The sequence below is a fragment of the Alistipes sp. 56_sp_Nov_56_25 genome, assembly GCF_001915285.1.
GTDB lineage: Bacteria > Bacteroidota > Bacteroidia > Bacteroidales > Rikenellaceae > Alistipes > Alistipes shahii.
Window position 1 is genome coordinate 1 of sequence record NZ_MNQF01000029.1, and the last position, 18,501, is coordinate 18,501.

At 61.1% G+C, this 18,501-nt stretch carries 18 protein-coding genes; 5 read left to right on the forward strand and 13 right to left on the reverse strand.

Annotated elements, in window-relative coordinates; translation table 11 throughout:
- Nucleotides 1-183: 183 nt before the first annotated feature.
- From BHV64_RS07960 to trkA, 7 genes are all read right to left on the reverse strand, one after another.
- Complete coding sequence (locus BHV64_RS07960) at nucleotides 184-945, reverse strand: zinc ribbon domain-containing protein (RefSeq protein WP_015546717.1); 762 nt, start codon at nucleotides 943-945, stop codon at nucleotides 184-186.
- Between the two features lie 22 nt (nucleotides 946-967).
- Nucleotides 968-1,753 (reverse strand): Nif3-like dinuclear metal center hexameric protein, encoded by a 786-nt coding sequence (locus BHV64_RS07965; protein WP_015546716.1) that lies wholly within the window; start codon nucleotides 1,751-1,753, stop codon nucleotides 968-970.
- A 195-nt stretch (nucleotides 1,754-1,948) separates the two neighbouring features.
- On the reverse strand, nucleotides 1,949-2,560 hold the full coding sequence (locus tag BHV64_RS07970; protein WP_015546715.1) for a MerR family transcriptional regulator: 612 nt from the start codon (nucleotides 2,558-2,560) through the stop codon (nucleotides 1,949-1,951).
- Nucleotides 2,561-2,562: 2 nt separating this feature from the next.
- The gene (locus BHV64_RS07975; RefSeq protein WP_168949696.1) at nucleotides 2,563-3,987 is read right to left on the reverse strand and encodes a methyltransferase RsmF C-terminal domain-like protein; all 1,425 of its coding nucleotides are present in this window, start codon (nucleotides 3,985-3,987) and stop codon (nucleotides 2,563-2,565) included.
- 3 nt (nucleotides 3,988-3,990) lie between these two features.
- Nucleotides 3,991-4,605 carry a deoxynucleoside kinase gene (locus BHV64_RS07980; protein ID WP_015546714.1) on the reverse strand — a complete coding sequence of 205 codons (615 nt, stop codon included), beginning with the start codon at nucleotides 4,603-4,605 and terminating at the stop codon, nucleotides 3,991-3,993.
- Between the two features lie 238 nt (nucleotides 4,606-4,843).
- A complete protein-coding gene (locus tag BHV64_RS07985; protein WP_195579792.1) occupies nucleotides 4,844-6,319 on the reverse strand; it encodes a GH3 auxin-responsive promoter family protein in 1,476 nt (491 codons plus the stop codon).
- Between the two features lie 43 nt (nucleotides 6,320-6,362).
- The gene (gene trkA, locus BHV64_RS07990) at nucleotides 6,363-7,703 is read right to left on the reverse strand and encodes a Trk system potassium transporter TrkA (RefSeq protein ID WP_015546712.1); all 1,341 of its coding nucleotides are present in this window, start codon (nucleotides 7,701-7,703) and stop codon (nucleotides 6,363-6,365) included.
- Nucleotides 7,704-7,832: 129 nt separating this feature from the next.
- On the opposite strand from trkA, the gene BHV64_RS07995 reads away from it, so the two are divergent.
- Nucleotides 7,833-8,102, forward strand: coding sequence for a hypothetical protein (locus tag BHV64_RS07995; protein WP_022062413.1), 270 nt, complete (start codon nucleotides 7,833-7,835; stop codon nucleotides 8,100-8,102).
- A 132-nt stretch (nucleotides 8,103-8,234) separates the two neighbouring features.
- On the opposite strand, the gene BHV64_RS08000 is transcribed toward BHV64_RS07995, so the two are convergent.
- The 4 genes from BHV64_RS08000 to BHV64_RS08015 form a co-directional block, all read right to left on the reverse strand.
- Nucleotides 8,235-9,080 carry a 3'(2'),5'-bisphosphate nucleotidase CysQ family protein gene (locus BHV64_RS08000; RefSeq protein WP_015546710.1) on the reverse strand — a complete coding sequence of 282 codons (846 nt, stop codon included), beginning with the start codon at nucleotides 9,078-9,080 and terminating at the stop codon, nucleotides 8,235-8,237.
- Nucleotides 9,081-9,164: 84 nt separating this feature from the next.
- Nucleotides 9,165-10,085, reverse strand: a complete 921-nt coding sequence (locus BHV64_RS08005; protein ID WP_229094681.1) for a hypothetical protein — start codon at nucleotides 10,083-10,085, stop codon at nucleotides 9,165-9,167.
- Entirely contained in the window at nucleotides 10,082-11,026 is a 945-nt protein-coding gene (locus BHV64_RS08010) for a hypothetical protein (protein ID WP_195285543.1), read from the reverse strand. Before BHV64_RS08010 ends, BHV64_RS08005 begins: the two co-directional genes overlap by 4 nt.
- A complete protein-coding gene (locus BHV64_RS08015) occupies nucleotides 11,023-11,391 on the reverse strand; it encodes a response regulator (RefSeq protein ID WP_022062195.1) in 369 nt (122 codons plus the stop codon). The genes BHV64_RS08010 and BHV64_RS08015 overlap by 4 nt, the downstream gene beginning before the upstream one ends.
- A gap of 153 nt (nucleotides 11,392-11,544) precedes the next feature.
- Here BHV64_RS08015 and rplU point away from each other — a divergent pair, with 153 nt between their 5' ends.
- The 3 genes from rplU (at nucleotide 11,545) to BHV64_RS08030 (ending at nucleotide 13,727) form a co-directional block, all read left to right on the forward strand.
- Nucleotides 11,545-11,856: a 50S ribosomal protein L21 gene (gene rplU / locus BHV64_RS08020; RefSeq protein ID WP_015546709.1), complete on the forward strand. Its 312-nt coding sequence runs from the start codon at nucleotides 11,545-11,547 to the stop codon at nucleotides 11,854-11,856.
- Between the two features lie 20 nt (nucleotides 11,857-11,876).
- A complete protein-coding gene (rpmA, locus tag BHV64_RS08025) occupies nucleotides 11,877-12,137 on the forward strand; it encodes a 50S ribosomal protein L27 (RefSeq protein ID WP_015546708.1) in 261 nt (86 codons plus the stop codon).
- A gap of 1,338 nt (nucleotides 12,138-13,475) precedes the next feature.
- Nucleotides 13,476-13,727 (forward strand): helix-turn-helix domain-containing protein, encoded by a 252-nt coding sequence (locus BHV64_RS08030; protein ID WP_015546707.1) that lies wholly within the window; start codon nucleotides 13,476-13,478, stop codon nucleotides 13,725-13,727.
- 99 nt (nucleotides 13,728-13,826) lie between these two features.
- On the opposite strand, the gene BHV64_RS08035 is transcribed toward BHV64_RS08030, so the two are convergent.
- A complete protein-coding gene (locus BHV64_RS08035; RefSeq protein WP_229028817.1) occupies nucleotides 13,827-14,261 on the reverse strand; it encodes an META domain-containing protein in 435 nt (144 codons plus the stop codon).
- 15 nt (nucleotides 14,262-14,276) lie between these two features.
- Here BHV64_RS08035 and BHV64_RS08040 point away from each other — a divergent pair, with 15 nt between their 5' ends.
- Nucleotides 14,277-14,741 (forward strand): hypothetical protein, encoded by a 465-nt coding sequence (locus BHV64_RS08040; protein WP_288115716.1) that lies wholly within the window; start codon nucleotides 14,277-14,279, stop codon nucleotides 14,739-14,741.
- Here BHV64_RS08040 and nifJ read toward each other — a convergent pair.
- Entirely contained in the window at nucleotides 14,738-18,271 is a 3,534-nt protein-coding gene (gene nifJ, locus BHV64_RS08045; RefSeq protein ID WP_044054167.1) for a pyruvate:ferredoxin (flavodoxin) oxidoreductase, read from the reverse strand. The two genes, BHV64_RS08040 and nifJ, sit on opposite strands and share 4 nt — an antisense overlap.
- Between the last annotated feature and the right edge of the window lie 230 nt (nucleotides 18,272-18,501).

Here is an 18,501-nt window from a genome sequence, read left to right on the forward strand (position 1 = left end):
CAAATAGAATGCCACGCTATCGGCACCCGTTTTGACCTATAGCGTGGCGTTTTCCTGTTTTTGAGGCGTTTCAGCACCCGTTTTGACTAATAAGTCAAATTAACATTCCCGCATTTACAAAAATATTTAAAAACAAAAAAGGCTCCCGGTTTTCCGGAAGCCTTTTCGCTGTTCGTATCGTCTCTATTCCTGCGTTTCGTCGGGATCGGCGACGAGGATGCGGCCGCAGTATTCGCAGATGATGATCTTCTTGCCCTGGCGGATGTCTACCTGACGCTGGGGCGGGATGCGGTTGAAGCAGCCTCCGCAGGCGTCGCGCTTGACGGTCACCACCGCCAGTCCGTTGCGGACGTTGCGGCGGATACGGTCGTAAGCCGCCAGCAGACGCTCGTCGATCTTCTCCTTGACACGCTCGCCCTGTGCGGCGTATTCCGCCACCAGCGGAGCCGTCTCGGCCTCGATGCCCTCCAGTTCGGCCTTCTTGGCCGCGAGGTCGGCAGCGCGCTCTACGGAGAGGTTCTCGGCCTCCTCCAGCTGGAGTTTCTTGGCCTTCACGCCGGCGGAATACTCCTTCAGGCGCTTCTCGGCCAGCTCGATTTCAAGCTCCTGATACTCGATCTCCTTGGTGATGGCGTCGAACTCGCGGTTGTTGCGCACGTTGTTCTGCTGCTCCTTGTAGTTGCCGATCATGATTTTAGCCTGGTCCACCTCGCGCTTGCGCTGCTTGGTCAGCGTGTTCAGCTCCTCGATCTCGGCGTTGATGTGTTCGATGCGGGTCTTCATCCCGGCCATCTCATCCTCGAGGTCCTGAACCTCGAGAGGCAGTTCGCCTTTCACCTTGTTGATTTCGTCGATCTTGCTGTCGATCTTCTGCAGCTCATAGAGCGCCATGATCTTCTCCTGCATCGAATAATCGACGTCGGCCGTCTTCTTTTGCGTTGCCATATGTTGTCTTTATAGTTTAGACTTAAACCAGATAGTTTACCGGATTGCGCGAGCGTTCACTCTTGCGAACCGCAAAGGTACATAAATTTTTCGATAAAATATCAAATATTAATTGAATTGCGCAATATTCGCTTTCGAAATGACCTATATCCGCCACCGTGAGGGCCTTGTCGGGCGCCATGAAGTCGTTGTACTTCATGTCGGCGGTGATGTAGATGTCGGCCCCGGCACGGCGCGCTTCGCCGATCAGCGAGGCCCCGGCCCCGGTGCAGACCGCCACGCGGCGCACCCCGGATGTCGCTATGTCACTGTACCGTATGACGCTCACCTCAAGCCGCCGTTGGATGATCCGCATAAATTCCACGGTGTCAATGGCTTCCGGCAGTTCGCCCACGACGCCGAACCCCGCGCCGTCCCCGGTCTCCGAAGGCTGGAGGACCCGAAGGTTCCCCACGCCCAGCATTTCGGCCAGCCGCCAGCTCATGCCCCCGGGGGCGCTGTCGAGGTTGGTGTGGCAGGCGTAGAGCGCAATCCGGCTGCGGATGGCCCGCTCGACGCACCGCTCGACGGGATCGGCCGAGTTGAACCGCTTGAGCGCGCGGAAGACGATCGGATGATGTGTGATCACCAGATCGCACCCTTCGGCTTCGGCCTCGTCCAGCACCTCTTCGGTAACATCCACGGCCAGCAGGGCCTTGTGCACCTCGTCGTCGGGGCGGCCGACGATAAGTCCCGCATTGTCATACGATTCCTGCCACTCAAGTGGGGCAAAGCGTTCGATAATGTCGGTTATTTGTTTGATAATCATATGAGTTAATTATATTATACAGCATTCAGGAGTTCTTCGCCGCCTGCACCTTTAGCCGGTCTGTCGCTTCGCGGCATTACGCCCCGCCGAGGCGGGGGCTTGCGAAGACGGCGGCACACCGTGAATACGCCCGGTAAAGCCGCGAATCCTTGAACAATACCCCGCGCGGATCGAGAACGTCTTTACGGACAATGCTCAAAATAAGGATTGTTCGTAAAACGCGAACAGCTCTTTGGTTTCGGCCTCCTCCTTCTTGCGGCGGGGCCTGCGGACGTTGCGTTTGACGGCAGGCTGCGCCGAGGAATCCCCGGCGGCTTTCCCGGCGGCATCGTCCGACGGTTCGTCGATCTTCACCACGGCCTTGGCCCGGCGACGGCGCACGGGCGTTTCGGCGGCGGCAGCGGTATCAGCGGCGGCAGCAGCGGAGGCATCGGCATCGGTCATGTCGGCATCCGAAGCAGTCACGATCTCACCCTCCCCGGCTTTCAGGTCCTCGCGAACCTCGACCAGCAGGGCGCGGATACGCTGCAACCGCTCCATCAGTTCGGCATCACGGTCCACGCCGCTCTCGGAGGGCGCCTTCCGGAGCGCCTTCTTGGCCCCTTCGAGCGTCATGCCGCGCTCCTTGACCAGGTGGTAGATCATCTTGAGGTTCTCGACGTCCTCCGGCGAGAAGAGGCGGTTGCCTTTCTTGTTGCGCTTGGGGCGGAGAATGCTGAACTGCGACTCCCAGTGGCGGATCAACGACGTGTTGACGTCGAACATCTCGGCCACCTCGCCCATCGAATAAAAAAGTTTATCGGCCATATCTATTGTTTTATAATTCGCAATGAGTTGGGATACAGGTTATTCACCCGTGCACCGATCCGTTTGGCGAATCCCAGCGCACGCCCCCGCGAGCAGACGAGGTTCATCCCCTCGGCCAACCCTCCGGCGGCGATGTCCTGCCGGCGCAGGAAGCGCAGCGTCTCTTCGTCGTCCAGTTCCGCCGCAGGCAGCGCCCCGCGGTTCAGCCCGTCGAAAAAAGCCAGCGCGGGATCGGGTTTCAGCACTCCCTTGAACACCTGCCCCAGCGCCACGCCCGAATAGATCACGGGCAACGCCTCGGAGAGCGTCCGCACGGCGTCGGCCTGCGCGGCGTACCATGCATAGCAGGTGTCGGCCACCGCTGCGAAGCGCATACCGCCGGGATTCCGCACCCAGCGGGCCAGTTCGCCGGCGGTCTTCCGGTCCACGGCCGCAAATACCGTGCGACGCGCCTTCGGCGCACGCACGCGCCCCCCGGCGTCGAACGATTTGCGGGCCACGGCGGCGAAGAACCCTTCGCCGCAGGTCCGGTGGGGATAGAACCGGAACGTGCGGAACGCTCCGACACGCCCGCAAACGATGCCCCACGCATCTTCCACAGCCGTTTCTTCCGACTCGGCGATCTCGTCGCCGGCCCACGCCGCCATCCGCTCCAGCGCGCCTTCGTCCTCGTCGCGGTTGAACGTGCAGGTGCTGTAAACGAGCGTCCCGCCCGGTTTCAAGGCCCGCCACGCCTCGCGCAGGATTTCATCCTGCCGCGCGGCGCACTGTTTCACGTTGCCTTCGCTCCATTCGCCGCGGGCGTCGGGGTCCTTGCGGAACATCCCCTCGCCCGAGCAGGGGGCATCGACGGCCACCACGTCGAACCACGCCTCGAAATCGCCCAGCGCACGCGGCTCGCAGGTCGTGACGGCCACGTTGCCCGTGCCCCACTTGCGCACGTTGTCCGCCAGCACCGAGGCGCGGCGGCGGTCGATCTCGTTGGCGACGACCAGCCCGTCGGGTCCGGCCAGCGAGGCGTAGAGCGTCGTCTTGCCGCCCGGAGCTGCACACAGGTCGAGGATGCGCGCCCCTTCGGTGCGGACCGCAGCGAGCAGGTGTCCCACGAACTGCGACGAAGCCTCCTGGACATAGTAGGCCCCGGCATGGAAGTCGGGATCGAGCGTGAAGGAGGGACGCACGGCGAGGTAACGCCCGTCACGGCTCCACGGCACGCGCCCGGCGATCGCCAGGGCGGGAAGCCCCGCAGCCTCCGGAACGGGAAGCCCGGCGTCAGGTCCGGCGGGAAGCGTGTCCGCCCCGGTCTTGGCAGGGTTCAGCCGCACCGATACCGGCGGCTCCGCGTCGAGCGCCGCGCAGAGGGCCGCGCCCTCCGTCCCGCCGAGGTCGCGCAGGACCCGCTCCACGAATTTCGCAGGCAGCGTCATGCGCTATTTCTTCGCTTTGAGCGCGTCGAGGCGCGCGCAGATCCGTTCCAGCACCGCAGGGTTCGAGACGAAATCCTCGTGATCCTTGTCCACGACGAGCACCTCGCCCTCGTAAATGGTGTCGATCCAGTGGTTGTATTTGTTGTTCAGCCGCTTGAGGTACAGTTCGTCGATGTTCATCTCGTACTCGCGGCCGCGCTTGCGGATCTGCGAAATGAGCGTCGGGACGCTCGCCTTGAGGTAGATCAGCAGGTCGGGTTTGGGAATGAGCGTCGTCACCAGCCGGAAAATCTTCATGTAGGTCTCGATGTCGCGCGTGGCCATCAGCCCCATTTCATGCAGGTTGTCGGCGAAGATGTGCGCATCCTCGTAGATCGTGCGGTCCTGGAAGATCACCCCCGACTTGCAGTCGGAGATCATGCCCATCGTCTGCTGGATGCGGCTCCCGAGGAACGAAATCTGAAGATTGAACGCCCAGCGGTTCATATCCTCGTAGAAGTCGCCGATATAGGGATTGTCGCACTCCTCGAGGTAGCACTTGGCGTCGTAGCGCTTCGTAAGGATCTGGGTAAGCGTCGTCTTGCCGCTCCCGATGTTTCCGGCTATGGCTATGTACATGGCAGTATAGGTGTTATTTTACGTTTCTCATTCGTTTTCCGGTCTCCGAAGCGCATATCCCGCCGCCTTCGGCCTCGTTTTACAAGCCTGACTCCACCCGGCTAAAAGCCGGGATTCAGGGGCGATGCAAAGTCACTGCACCCGGACTCAATTCCACGCTTCCATTCCCAAAAGCCGTTTCTTAAACGGCCCTCGGGTGGGGCTTCTCGCAGCGCGGCCAAAATGCGGACAGACAGCCTCAAAGGGCCTGTTCGGTCTGAAAAGCCAGTATCTCGTCGGCCACGCGGCGGTCGTTCACCAGCCGCGGAACCTTGTTTTTACCCCGCGCGCGCATCCACGCGAGGAACCGCCCCCGCTCCACGACCGTCAGGCGCTGGCGTTCGAGCGTGGTCCGCCGCTTGGCGTCGTAGTCCGAATTGACGGCCCGCAACTCCCCGTCGAGCGCCTCGGCGAAACGTTCGAGGCTGTCCGGCTCGCGTTCGAACTCCACGATCCACTCGTGCGCGCCCCGTTCGCGGAGCGACATGTAGCACGGCGCGACGCTGTATTCGCTCACGACGGCCCCCGTCTTCCGGCAGGCGGCCAGCAGCGCATGCTCGGCGTTGTCTACGATCAGCTCCTCGCCGAAAACGTTGATATACTGCCGCGTGCGGCCCGCGAAGCGGATGCGGTAGGGATTCGTCGAGGTGAATTCCACCGTGTCGCCGATCTCGTAACGCCACAGACCGTTGTTCGAGGTGATCAGCACGGCGTAGACCTTGCCGCACTCCACGCCTTCGAGCGGCACGATCTGCGTCCCGCTGCGGAACTCGAAGAAGGTTCCGTAATCCAGCATCAGCAGCATGTCGCTGCGCGACGGGTCGTCGGCCATGGCGAAGAATCCCTCCGAAGCGTTGTAGGTCTCCATGTATTTCATCTTCTCCGAAGGGATCAGCTCCTCGAACGACGTCCGGTAGGGCGCGAACTCCACGCCTCCGTGGGCGAACATCTCCAGCCCGGGCCACACCTCCAGCAGATTTTTCCGGCCCGTATACTCCAGCACGCGGCGCATCAGCGCGAGGTTCCATGACGGGACGCCCGCAAAGGCCGTGATCGGTTCGCCGACGCACTGGCGGCAGATGGCGGCGCACTTCTCGTCGAAATCGGGAATGATCGCCGTCTCGGTCCGCGGCGCCCGGAACCAGCCGCTCCAGAAGGTCGTCTCGTGGATCAGCAGCGCCGAGAGGTCGCCGACCAGGTTGCGGCCCTCGCGGCTGCACGACCCGCCGAGCGTCAGGGTCTTGCCCTCGAAAACGCGGGTCTTCGGATTGTTGGCCGAAAAGACCGTCGCCACGTCGCGCATGCCCAGCGTATGGTTCCACCACAGCGACTCCATCGTCACGGGAATGTATTTGCTCCTGTCGGAGGTCGTGCCCGACGAACGGGCGAACAGCGACACCCGACCCGGAGCCGTGACGCTCCGCACGCCCTCCATCATCCGTTCGATATAGGGCTTGAAGGTCTCGTAGTCGAAAGTCTCCACCTGCGACTGGAACCGCTCCACCGAACGGATATGCCGCAGGTCGTAGCGGTCGCCGAACTCCGTGAAGCGTCCCCGGCGCAGCAGCTGCCGGAACATCCGCGCCTGCGTCTCGACAGGACGGCGGCGAAAACGGTCGATGGCCCGCTCGCGCTGCGAGAACCAGGCTTTGAGAATTATGTTTCGAAAAGACATGATGCGCTGCAATTCAGAATTGTGAATTCTGAATTGTGAATTCTTAATTAAAGTAATACCCGACCTTCCCCACCGAACCGGGCATGGCGAAGACCACCACGCGGTCGTAGGGGATTATTTCCATGTTGTCGACGGCGATGAAAACCTTGTCGCCGCGGACGATGCCGCCGATGATCGTATCCTCCGGCAGCCCGAGGTCCTTGATCCGCACCTTCGTGGCCGGGGAGTTGGGTTTCACGATGAACTCCAGCACCTCGGCGTCGCTCCCCGTCAGGCATTTGATGGCCTGCACGTCGGTCGACATCGTGAAGCGGAAAATGTTCGACGCAGTCACCAGCTTCTTGTTGATGATCGTGTCGATGCCGATCGACTCGGCGAGGTTTATGTAATTGAGATTCTCGACCTCGGCGATCACCTTCTTGACCCCCATGCGCTTGGCGAGCATCGCCGCCAGGATGTTGGTCTCGCTGCGCCCCGTCACGGCAACGAAGGCGTCCATGTTCGAAAGCCCCTCCTCCATCATCGCCTCGGTGTTGCGGCCGTCCTCGTTGATGATCAGCGTCTTGTCGAGCGTCTCGGCCAGCCGGTAGGCCTTCTCGGCGTTGTAGTCGATCAGTTTGATGTTCACCTCGTCCTGCAACTCGGTGGCGATGCGGATGCCGATGCGCGAACCGCCGAGGATCATCATGTTCTTGATCTCGATGTTCGACTGGCCCGAAAACTCCATCACCTCCCGCACGGCGTCCTGACGCGCGATGACATAGATCACGTCGCCCTCCATGAACTGTTCGCCCTCGCGCGGAATGATCGTCTGCCCGCCGCGCGTGATGGCCACCGTGCGGTAGCTCAACGGGGCCTGGTCGTCGTCGAAGCCCGTAAGCACCTCCCCCACCAGCGGCGAGGCCGGTTCGAGGCGGAAAACCACGAGCGAGAGTTTGCCGCTCGAAAAATCGACGTACTCCGTGGTCGAAGTGTGTCCCAGCAGGTTGATCACCTCGCGGGCCGCGACCTTCTCGGGGTAGAACAGGTAGTCGATGCCCATGTCGATGAACATCTCCTTGTTGTTGGGTTCGAGGTATTCGTTGTTGTCGATGCGGGCGATGGATTTCCGCGCACCGAGCTTCTTGGCCAGCATCGCCGCCACGACGTTGTCGTTCTCCTCGTGGTTGACGGCGATGAACAGGTCGCATTTGCGCACCGAAGCCTCGCGCAGCACGGCGAAGGTCGTCGAGTCGCCCTCGACGGTGATCACGTCGGCCAGACTGCCCACCTCGGAGAGCAGCTTCTGGTCGCTGTCGATGATGGTGATGTCGTGGCCGTTGCCGCTGAGCATACGGGCCAGGTGACTGCCCATCTCGCCGGCACCCGCTATCACGATTTTCATAGTTGCGTCTGTTTAGTCAGCACAATACGTCGCCCGGAAGGTCCGGGCAACATTTTTGCAATTTATCTTACAAATGTATACATTTGTCCCCGAAACCCCAAATTTCGGGTAGTAAAAAAACGGAATCCTATGCCAACGTGGTTAATCCTCCTGCTTTGCGCCATACTCGCCGTCGGGCTGTTCGTACTGGGCATGTCCCTCACGCTGATGATCAAGGGGCACAACATCGACTCGGAAATATCGACCAATAAAAACATGCAGAAACTCGGCATCAAATGCGCCGTGCACGAGACGCGCGAGGCGGACGGCGGGGCCGACTGCTCCGACGGACAGGGCGTCGCGGGCTGCTCGGGCAACTGCGGCGCCTGCGACATCGAGCACATCAGCAAGAATTCATAGGAGAGACCCGAAAAGCAGACAGGCATTCGCCGGTCCGATCCCGGCCAACCGCTGCTGCAAATACCGCCGCAGGCGGCAGAGGCGACGATCGAACGCAACCGGCGCAGAACGAAAACCGGCTCGCAAAACCACCTATATCTTCGAGAACTTCGACCGGCAGACGAACCACGGATTGCGGAGGTCCTCCTCGTTGTAGAGCAGCTCCCGGCCGTCGGGAAGCGTGCGGGTGCTGCCGCCGGCCTCGGCGAGAATCAGCTCCCCCGCCGCCGTGTCCCACTCGTAGGTGTGCGTCGTGCGGACGTAGTAGTCGACGCGGCCTTCGGCCAGCAGGCAGAATTTGTAGGAACTGCCCTGCTCGACGATCTCCAGATCGGGGTGCCGCTCGCGAAGGCGGGCGACATGCTCACGGGTCTCGGGCGTCTGGTGCGAACGCGAAAGGGCCACGCGCGGATGGTCGTGAGGCCCCTCCCCGGCCAGCGGCAGCGGCGTCCAATTGCGGACGATCTCGTCGTAGGTATACTCCGCGGCGGCGTCCGGCGCGATATGCTCCTTGAGGTACGAACCCGAATCGCGGCCCGCAATGTACATCTTTTCGAAATAGGGAACATAAATAACCGCCCCCATGCAGACGTTATTCTCCATCAGGGCGATGTTGACCGTAAATTCGTTGTTGCCTTTGATAAATTCGACCGTGCCGTCCAGCGGATCGACCAGCCAGTAAAGCTCCCAGTTGCGGCGCTCTTCGTAGCGCATCTTCCGACCCTCTTCCGAAAGGATCGGGATACGTGTGGGACCGAGGTACTCGCGGATGGTCTTGTGCGCGACGCGGTCGGCCAGCGTGATCGGGGTTTTGTCGTCTTTGAGACTTATATCGTAATCGTCGAGATTCTTGTAAACGCGCATGATCGAGGCTCCGGCTCTGACTGCCGCATTGAAAAGCGGCGGCAGCAGATACATTCTCACCTTGTCGTTAATCATCGTAACTCGTATTTTGGGATCGGTAATTTTTATTGCCATGGTAAAGGTAACAAGAATTTATGATAACGAAAAATTTTCAGTGCCTTAATAGTGTCCGAAAAGGCGTCTCCATGCCGTGAGGCCTCCCGGGGCCGAAAAGGCCGTTCCGCCCGCGAGCCGCGCGGCGCACTCCCTGCCGGCCCATACCAGCGCGAGGGTCGCGAGCGCGGCGGCGGAGGTCCACCACCCCGCCGCGGCCGCGGCGGCGAAAGCCGCGGCAAGCGACGCCACCGCCAGTCCGCGCAGCCGTCCCGGCATTCGGACCCCGGAGCGCGGCGCGGCAAGCAGGGGTTCCCACAACATCCTCCGCCGGCAGCGGGGAATCCCCCGCAGCGGGCGCATCCCGAAACCGCCCGCCGCGACCACCGCCTCGCGGCTCAACAAGGCGGCGGGTTCGCCCAGGGGCGAGCGTATGAGGTCGAGGCTTCCCGGCCGGCCTTCGCCCAGTTCGGCGACGAGCCGCTCGACGCTTCCGGGCAGCAGGAAACATCCTGCGCGAACGGGCAGCAGGTAATCGTAGGTGGCCACCGACGCCGCGGCGTCGAAATCGCCCGCCTCCGAATCCCGCGCCCGGTCGACGAGCACCAGCCGCCGGAAACACCGCCTGCGCGAACGCCCCAGCGCACGGACGCCCGAGACTTCGAGTTCGCCCGAACAGACCCACTCGACGCGGATCATGCGGTAGCGCGCCGTCAGCGCGGCGAATTCCGCGGCGTGGCGGCGGGCGTCGAGCACCACGATCACCTCGTAACGCGAGTATTCGGGGGAGAGGAGATTTTCAATCTGCGCCGCATCCGTCACGCCGCTGCACAGGACCGAGATGCCGATGCCGTCGGGGGCGTCGCTGGAAGCCCTGCGCACGGCGTTCAGCAGCAGTCGTTTGCTGCGGGCGCGGGAGATCAGCGGCAGCAGCGCGCCCACGCATGCCGCCGTCGCAGCGAACAGCAGGAGAAGGATCGGCTTCATGCCAGGCTGCGTTTATAGGTTTGCACGAGCGATTCGTAATAGGGACGCTCGCGCTCGTCGAGCAGCCGCCGGAGCGGTCCCGGGGAATAGCCCTCGGCGACGACATAGCGCAGCAGGGCCTTGCGCTCGGCGGGAGGCATGGCCGACAGCCGCCCGGAAACGGCCCGCCGCGTCAGCGGACGGCGCAGCGCGCAGAGCGTATAGAGCGCTTCGCGCACCAGTTCCGGGTCTTCGTCCCCGGACACGATGCGCAGCAGAAGCCGCTCGGCCTCCTCGATGCCGAACTGCCGCACGATGTTCAGCCCCACGATCCGCAGGTTGCGGCTCGGAGACCCGATGAGGGGTTCGTAGGCGATCGGCAGCATCCCGCGCCGCAGGACGGCCATGATCTCCCCCACTTCGCAGGCCGAAAAGGGTTCGGGGTATTCGGCCATCAGCCGCAGGGCCGTCGAGGGATCGGCCGCAAGCCGCACCATCAGCGACTGGAAACGCACGTAGCGGTTGCGGCTCGCGGCATAACGCGCGGCGCAGTCCGCCGCGGCTGCGCCGACGGGCAGGCGAGAGAGCAGCAGCAGGCAGCGCGCCCGGCGGTAGCCCCGGGAGCGGGCCGTGCGGCGGAGCAGCCAGGCGTCGAGTCCGTACTCCGCGACGATGCGCCGCAGGGGCGCGGCGTCCAGTCCGTAGGTGACGCCGGCAAGTCCGGCGACGGTCTCGACGAGCAGCAGCCGGGCGCCGGCACGGCGGATCATCGGAAACCGCGGCGCGGGGCCTTCGCCCGCGAGCAGGTAAAGCATCACGATACGCAGGTATTTCGCGCGCAGAGCGGCGTCGCGGCTGCGCTGCCTCCGGGCGCGGAGTTCGACCGCGCCGAGCAGCGACAGCAGGGCGAACGTCCCGGCCGCCGCAAACATCGTATAGAGCATCAGAAGCGTTTCGGTCATAACTGTCGGTTCAAGGCGTTGGCGATCTTCGTCCGCAATCGCTGAAGGCTCACGGGAAAGGTCATGTACTGGTCGACGCCGCACTCCAAGAGGCTCAACACCGTCTGTTCGGCCTGCTGCCACGCCACGACGTAGACCAGCGGCCGTCCGAGACCGGCGGGGCGCAGCGTGCGCACCACGTCGCAGCCCGTGAAGAAAGCCGAAGTCCCCACGACGACGACCAGGTCGAACAGCATGCGCCGGACCATGCGCTGCATGTCGGGAACATCCGATGCACAGCGCACGTCGGCCTGCATGTCGGCGAGCGAAAGCCGGATCACGTCGCGCAGGAACTCCTCGTCGGAAACAATCAATATTCGGTGCATGTCCTTCCGCCGGCTTTGCCGGCAGCGTCTGCCGCGCCCAAAACCGTGCCAGAGGCGCACCGGGGCAAAAAAAATTGCAGGATGTGTTGTTTATAAGATAAATATGCGTATATTTGCACTCCGAATTTATGTTCAAATACATAATCGACTTAAATGTACGTTATAGTAGAGATTGCAGGTCAGCAATTTAAAGCTGAAAAAGGTCGGAAACTTTATGTCCACCGTCTTCAGGGCGAAGAAAATTCGTCCGTAAGTTTCGACAAAGTCCTGCTCACAGACAACGACGGTCAGGTTAAAGTCGGCGCACCTGTAGTGAAAGGCGCCGCAGTGAAGTGCAAGATCCTGAAGCATCTGAAGGATGACAAGGTTCTGGTGTTCAAAAAGAAACGTCGCACGGGCTACCAGAAGTGCAACGGACACCGCCAGTACCTGACGCAGATTCTCGTCGAGGAAATCGTTGCATAACCTTTAAAAACTGAATCAACATGGCACACAAGAAAGGTGTAGGTAGTTCGAAGAACGGCCGTGAGTCGGAAAGCAAGCGACTCGGCATCAAACTGTTCGGCGGTCAGTTCGCAAAGGCGGGCAACATCATCGTTCGCCAGCGCGGCACGGTGCACAACGCCGGTGAAAACGTAGGCATGGGCAAGGACCACACGCTCTTCGCTCTCGTCGACGGAACGGTAGAATTCTGCAAGAAGGGCGAAGGAAAATCGTACGTAAGCGTTTCCCCGCTCAGCGAGTAAACAAAACAACGAAAACGATAAAAAGCGGTCTCCGTGAGGGGCCGCTTTTTTCGTGTGCCTGTTATCAATGAAGAATCGGGGACGGAAACCTTCCGCCGGGTGAAACTTTAGTATGTAGTGACGTATTGGCCGTCGGCCCGTCCCCGAAAAAAAGGGGCGGCGGATGGGACTCCTGTCGGAGATCTCTCCTGTGTGACGCCTCTATACACCCGTCGTTCGGAAACGAACGGCAAAAACAGGAATCCCCCGGGAAGAATGTTATCTGTGACGCCTAAATCACAGCCGCCGCCCCTAAAATCCAACCGAGACGGCAGCACGGGGATTTCGTCAGAAATCCCGACCGTGATGCAACGGCGGACGCCGCCCCGGAATAATGACCGCGCGGCTTTGTTTCCAGCAAAAAAGCGCAAGTCGGTCCCTCTCAATGCAGGCTTCAAGGAGCCGGAACAGGAAAATCGTCCCGTGCCCGTGCCGGCCCCAATCCTCAAATCAAGGCATAACACGGTGCTGACAACAGCCATACCCGGTTCAAACAGTCTCCTGATGAAGTTCCCTCGATTAGCCAGAGGGATAAAGAGTTGTTTACCTTTGTTTATTTGTACAAATATAAACAAAAATTCCGTTTCGACAACGTCTGAGGCCAAACAGAATAACATTGATCTCCTTTCGGCACACATATGCGGCCGATTCAGCGCATATCCGGACAAAAACGGGTTTGCCGGAGAGGAATCGACCCGCGCGGCGGCTGTTTGCGGGCGGCGAACTGTGGTGACGGGCAGCGGTGGCGGGAGGCAAACGGCGAGCGGAGAGTAGCGAATGACAAGCAGAGGTTAACAGAGGATGGGCAGAGAGTAGCAGGCAGCGGAGGGCGAACAGTAGGCACAGGCAACAAGCGACAAACCACGGGCAGCAAACAGCGAGCGGCAGACGGGGGGGGGCGGCGGGCAGCGAACGGCGGGCAGCGGAGGGCGGGCAGCGGAGGGCGGGCAGCGGAGGGCAGGCAGCAGAGGGCGAACAGTAGGCACAGGCAACAAGAGACAAACCACGGGCAGCAAACAGCGAGCGGCAGACGGGGGGGGCGGGCAGCGAACGGCGGGCAGCGGAGGGCGAACAGTAGACACAGGCAACAAGCGACAAACCACGGGCAGCAAGCGGCGAACAGCAAACAGCGGGCGACGGACTGTGGAGGCGGGCGGAGAGTAGGCGGCGAACAGCAGACGGCGAACAGCGGGCAAGAGAAGGCCGGTGACCGGCGGTGCGCTGCGGACTTTTTGCAGGGCCGCGAAGGATGCGGCGACCGGGCTTCGGAAATTGCCGAATTTAACGTATCTTTGTACCATGCGGCGGAAAAACGAACGATATAACGAGCCTGTGGTCCGGGGCGTGGTCGCACAGCTGCGCGAACTGCGCCATGCGCGCAACCTCTCCCAAAAGCAGGTCTTCACCGACACCGACATCAATATCGGCCGGATCGAATCCGGACGCGGGAACATCTCGGTCTCGACGCTTGCCGACCTGTGCGCCTACTACGGAATCCCGCTCCGGGAATTTTTCGAACGGCTCGAAGCCGGAATCGCTTCCGGAGAATGACACCCCGCATAGGAGGGCGGCCGCGGGTCGCGGCAAAAAGACGAAAATCCCGCTTCCGACACTCGGAAGTGGGATTTTTCATTCAGGCCGGGATACGACTTATTTCTTTTGAGCCGCAGCGTCCTGCACGGCGCGGAACTCGGCAAGCAGCTTCTTGTCGTCGTAGAATTTCAACTCCTCGCCCTTGATCTCGTAGCCGTCCACCTCGTCGAGCATCTTCACGAAAGCGTCCTCGTACTGCATCTCGGGACAGGCCATCCGGGTCATGCCGAGATTCTCGAACTCAAGCTTCTGCCCTTTCAGCTCGTACTTGCCGAAGAAACGGTTGCAGTTGGTACGGCCCGACACGAGCGTATCGGCGGCGCTGAACTGCAGGGTGAAGAAATCGGCCTCGGCGTCGATGGCCTTGGCGGGAATCGCCTCCATTTTGGCAAGTTTCCACGTCGTGCCCTCCAGCGGAAGGGCCTCTTTCTGCGATCCGCCACAGGCGGTCATGGCTAAAAGCAGCGCTGCGGCTGCAAAAATCTTTTTCATAATTTCAAAATACGTTTGTTAACCGAACAATTCATTCAAAACACGCGCCAGACGATAACCGGCTGCCGGCACCTGCCCCTCGGCAGGAGGCTGTACGGCCATCAGACAGGCGTCCGCCCGGGCTTTGTCGAACGCATCGCCGGGTTTGATCCAGTCATGGACGGCTCGGCAGCCGCGGGTGTTCCCGTCGGCCCGTCGGCGGGGCGTGCCGGCGACAAGGGCGCACGGCGTGCATCCAATCCGCAAGGCACAGCAGACGATCAAACGGCGGCGAGCAGAGAAAAGCGTTTCTTCGCCTCGGGCCTGTTTCCGTCAGACAAATATAGGCAATATATTCGGGTTGCGCAACAACCGGCTGCCGAAAAGGATGAAAGCACGGCCTTCCAACGCCGGCGACGCTTCGGGCGTTCGCGGAATACCGCCCAAAAAAGGCCGCACCCCGTGTGGGATGCGACCCTTACAGCGGGAACAGACGGTTAGTACTCCATCTGCGCGAGACGCTTGTAGCCGTTGTAACGCCACTTGGCGTTCTCCTCCGCAGCGGCGAACAGTTCGTCGGCCTCGGCAGGGAACGACTTCTGGAGCGAGGTGTAGCGCACCTCCTTCAGCAGGAATTCGCGGAACTTCGACCAATCCGGCTCTTTCGAATCGAGCACGAACGGGTTCTTGCCCTGCTCCTCAAGCAGCGGATTGTAGTGCCACAGGTGCCAGTAGCCGCAGGCTACGGCCTCCTTGCCGACGGTCTGCGTGCGGGTCATGCCGCCCTTGATGCCGTGGTTGATACACGGAGCGTAGGCGATCACGAGCGAAGGTCCGGGATAAGCCTCGGCCTCTTTGAGCACGTTGAAGAGCTGCTGCTGCGAAGCGCCGATCGAAACCTGCGCCACATAGACATAACCGTAGGTCATGGCCATCGCGCCGAGGTCTTTCTTGCGGATGCGCTTGCCGCTCGATGCGAACTTGGCGACGGCACCCACGGGAGTCGATTTCGACGACTGACCGCCGGTGTTCGAGTAGACCTCGGTGTCCACGACGAGGATGTTCACATCCTGACCCGTGGCCAGCACGTGGTCCACGCCGCCGTAACCGATGTCGTAACCCCAGCCGTCGCCGCCGATGATCCACTGCGACTTCTTCACGAGCCAGTCCTTGTGCTCGAGAATCTCCTTGCAGTAGTCGCAGCCGCAGGCCTCCAGCAGCGGGATCAGGCGCGCCGTAACCTCGGCCGATTTGGCCGACGAGCCGCGGTTTTCGATCCACTCCTTCATCACGGCTTTCAACTCCTCGGAGCACTTGGTGCAGTTGGCGATGGCCTTCTCCATCGTCTCCTGGACGCGGTCGCGGAGTTTCTCCACGCCGACGTGCATACCCAAACCGAACTCGGCGTTGTCCTCGAAGAGCGAGTTGGCCCATGCGGGACCCTGGCCGGCGGCGTTGGTGCAGTAGGGCGTCGAGGGAGCCGAACCCGAGTAGATCGAGGTGCAGCCCGTGGCGTTGGCAACCATCATCTTGTCGCCGAACAGCTGCGAAATGGCCTTGATATAGGGGGTCTCGCCGCAGCCTGCGCAAGCGCCCGAGAACTCGAACAACGGCTGTGCGAACTGAAGGTTCTTGACCGACTTGGTCTTGTCGACGACCTGCTTGTAACCGATATTTTTGGTGATGTAATCCCAATTCTTCTGCTGGGGCATCTGCTCCTCCAGCGGGCGCATCACGAGCGCCTTATCCTTGGCGGGGCAGACGTCGACGCAGTTCGAACAACCCGTACAGTCCATCGGCGAAATCTGGATGCGGAACTTGTACTCCTTGGTCTCGCCGAGGCCCTGCTTCCACTCCACGCCCGAAGCGGCGGCCTCCTCCTCGGTGGCGAGGAACGGACGGATCACGGCGTGGGGGCAGACATAGGCGCACTGGTTGCACTGGATACAGTTCCCGATCTTCCACTCGGGAACGTTGACGGCGATGCCGCGCTTCTCATAAGCGGCCGTGCCGTTGTCCCACGTGCCGTCTTCGCGGCCGTTGAAGGCCGAAACGGGCAGCAGGTCGCCTTTCAGGGCGTTGATCGGGTCGACGATCTTCTTCACGAAGTCGGGACGCGCGGCATCGGCCGTGTGCTCCTCCTCCTTCACGACGATATTCGCCCACTCGGCCGGAACCTCGACCTTCACCACGGCGTTGCCGCCGGCGTCGACGGCCGCATAGTTCATGTTGACGATGTCCTCGCCCTTCTTGCCGTAGGATTTCAGAATGGCTTTCTTCATCTCCTCGACGGCCTTGTCGAACGGAATGACATTGGCGATCTTGAAGAAGGCCGACTGCATGATGGTGTTCGTACGCGAACCCAGACCCAGCTCGGCGGCGATCTTCGTGGCGTTGATGATATAGAAGTTGATCTTGTTCTTGGCCAGGTAGACCTTCATGTGGTCGGGCAGCGTCGCGCAGGTCGTCTCGGCGTCGTGCACCGAGTTCAGCAGGAACGAACCGCCGGTCTTCAGCCCCTTCAGCACGTCGTACTTGTCGACGTACGAAGGCACGTGGCAAGCCACGAAGTCGGGGGTGGTCACCAGATAGGGCGACGTGATCGGCAGGTCGCCGAAACGCAGGTGCGACGAGGTGTAGCCGCCCGATTTCTTCGAGTCATAGGAGAAATAGGCCTGGCAGTACTTGTCGGTCGTGCCGCCGATGATCTTGATCGAGTTCTTGTTGGCGCCCACCGTGCCGTCGGCGCCCAGACCGAAGAAGAGGCCCTCGAACGTGCCGGGCTTCGCGAGCGAAATCTCCTCGCCGACGGGCAGTGAACGGAACGTCACGTCGTCGACGATACCCACCGTGAACTGGTTCTTCGGCTCGTTCATCTTCAGGTTCTCGAACACGGCCAGCATCTGCGCCGGAGTGGTGTCCTTCGACGAAAGGCCGTAACGCCCGCCGATGACGAGCGGCTTGCGGTCGCACGGACAGGCGGCGAACGCCTCCACGACATCCATATACAGCGGGTCGCCGTTGGCTCCCGGCTCCTTCGTGCGGTCGAGCACGCAGACGCGCTTCACACTCTCGGGAAGCACGGCCATCAGGTATTTCACCGAGAACGGGCGGTAGAGGTGCACGGTGACGACACCAACTTTTTCGCCCTTGGCCATCAGGTAGTCGACCGTCTCCTTGATGGTCTCGGTCACCGAACCCATGGCGACGATCACGTTCTCGGCGTCCTTCGCGCCGTAGTAGACGAACGGCTTGTAGTCGCGTCCCGTGATCTTCGAAATCTCCTTCATGGTGTCGGCCACCATGTCGGGAATGGCGTCGTAGAACTTGTTCGAAGCCTCGCGCGTCTGGAAATAGATGTCGGGGTTCTGGGCCGTACCGCGCGTAACGGGATGTTCGGGGTTCAAAGCGCGGGCGCGGAACTCCTTCAGGGCGTCGCGGTCGAGCAGCGCCGTCAGCGCGGCTTCGTCGATCAGTTCGATCTTCTGGATCTCGTGCGAGGTGCGGAAACCGTCGAAGAAGTGCAGGAACGGAACGCGGGCCTTCAGCGACACGAGGTGCGCGATGCCGGCGAGGTCCATGACCTCCTGCACCGACGAGGTGGCCAGCATGGCAAAACCCGTCTGGCGGGCCGCCATCACATCCTGATGATCGCCGAAAATCGACAGCGACTGTGCGGCCAGCGCACGCGCCGAAACGTGGAACACGCCCGGAAGCAGCTCGCCGGAGATCTTGTACATGTTGGGGATCATCAGCAGCAGACCCTGCGAAGCGGTGAACGTCGAGGTCAGGGCGCCGCTCTGCAACGATCCGTGCACGGCGCCTGCGGCTCCGGCCTCGGACTGCATTTCAACGACTTTAACGGTCTCTCCGAAGATATTTTTACGGCCCTGGGCGGCCCACTCGTCCACGAGCTCGGCCATCGTCGACGACGGCGTGATGGGATAGATGGCCGCGACTTCCGAGAACATGTAAGCCACATGGGCCGCAGCGTAGTTACCATCACAAGTGATAAATTTCTTTTCTGCCATTTTAGTTGAAATTTAGATGATATTTGTGTGTTTTTCCTAACAATCCAGACACAGCCCGGAAACACGGGCGATGCAAAGATAGCAATTTCAGCCGAGAATCCGCACTTACTTTTGTTCAAAAAAGCGTTATTTTTCGACATTTCAAATGTGAATCGAATAACAGCCGGGTTGTTATTCAATTAACAACAAACTGCCGGGAAATCACCGAGTTGCAGAACAGGCTAACCAAT

Bases quoted from the DNA above. Each gene is read 5' to 3' on its own strand.
- BHV64_RS07960 (WP_015546717.1), bottom strand. From the start codon at position 945: ATGGCAACGCAAAAGAAGACGGCCGACGTCGATTATTCGATGCAGGAG.
- BHV64_RS07965 (WP_015546716.1), bottom strand. From the start codon at position 1,753: ATGATTATCAAACAAATAACCGACATTATCGAACGCTTTGCCCCACTT.
- BHV64_RS07970 (WP_015546715.1), bottom strand. From the start codon at position 2,560: ATGGCCGATAAACTTTTTTATTCGATGGGCGAGGTGGCCGAGATGTTC.
- BHV64_RS07975 (WP_168949696.1), bottom strand. From the start codon at position 3,987: ATGACGCTGCCTGCGAAATTCGTGGAGCGGGTCCTGCGCGACCTCGGC.
- BHV64_RS07980 (WP_015546714.1), bottom strand. From the start codon at position 4,605: ATGTACATAGCCATAGCCGGAAACATCGGGAGCGGCAAGACGACGCTT.
- BHV64_RS07985 (WP_195579792.1), bottom strand. From the start codon at position 6,319: ATGTCTTTTCGAAACATAATTCTCAAAGCCTGGTTCTCGCAGCGCGAG.
- trkA (WP_015546712.1), bottom strand. From the start codon at position 7,703: ATGAAAATCGTGATAGCGGGTGCCGGCGAGATGGGCAGTCACCTGGCC.
- BHV64_RS07995 (WP_022062413.1), top strand. From the start codon at position 7,833: ATGCCAACGTGGTTAATCCTCCTGCTTTGCGCCATACTCGCCGTCGGG.
- BHV64_RS08000 (WP_015546710.1), bottom strand. From the start codon at position 9,080: ATGATTAACGACAAGGTGAGAATGTATCTGCTGCCGCCGCTTTTCAAT.
- BHV64_RS08005 (WP_229094681.1), bottom strand. From the start codon at position 10,085: ATGAAGCCGATCCTTCTCCTGCTGTTCGCTGCGACGGCGGCATGCGTG.
- BHV64_RS08010 (WP_195285543.1), bottom strand. From the start codon at position 11,026: ATGACCGAAACGCTTCTGATGCTCTATACGATGTTTGCGGCGGCCGGG.
- BHV64_RS08015 (WP_022062195.1), bottom strand. From the start codon at position 11,391: ATGCACCGAATATTGATTGTTTCCGACGAGGAGTTCCTGCGCGACGTG.
- rplU (WP_015546709.1), top strand. From the start codon at position 11,545: ATGTACGTTATAGTAGAGATTGCAGGTCAGCAATTTAAAGCTGAAAAA.
- rpmA (WP_015546708.1), top strand. From the start codon at position 11,877: ATGGCACACAAGAAAGGTGTAGGTAGTTCGAAGAACGGCCGTGAGTCG.
- BHV64_RS08030 (WP_015546707.1), top strand. From the start codon at position 13,476: ATGCGGCGGAAAAACGAACGATATAACGAGCCTGTGGTCCGGGGCGTG.
- BHV64_RS08035 (WP_229028817.1), bottom strand. From the start codon at position 14,261: ATGAAAAAGATTTTTGCAGCCGCAGCGCTGCTTTTAGCCATGACCGCC.
- nifJ (WP_044054167.1), bottom strand. From the start codon at position 18,271: ATGGCAGAAAAGAAATTTATCACTTGTGATGGTAACTACGCTGCGGCC.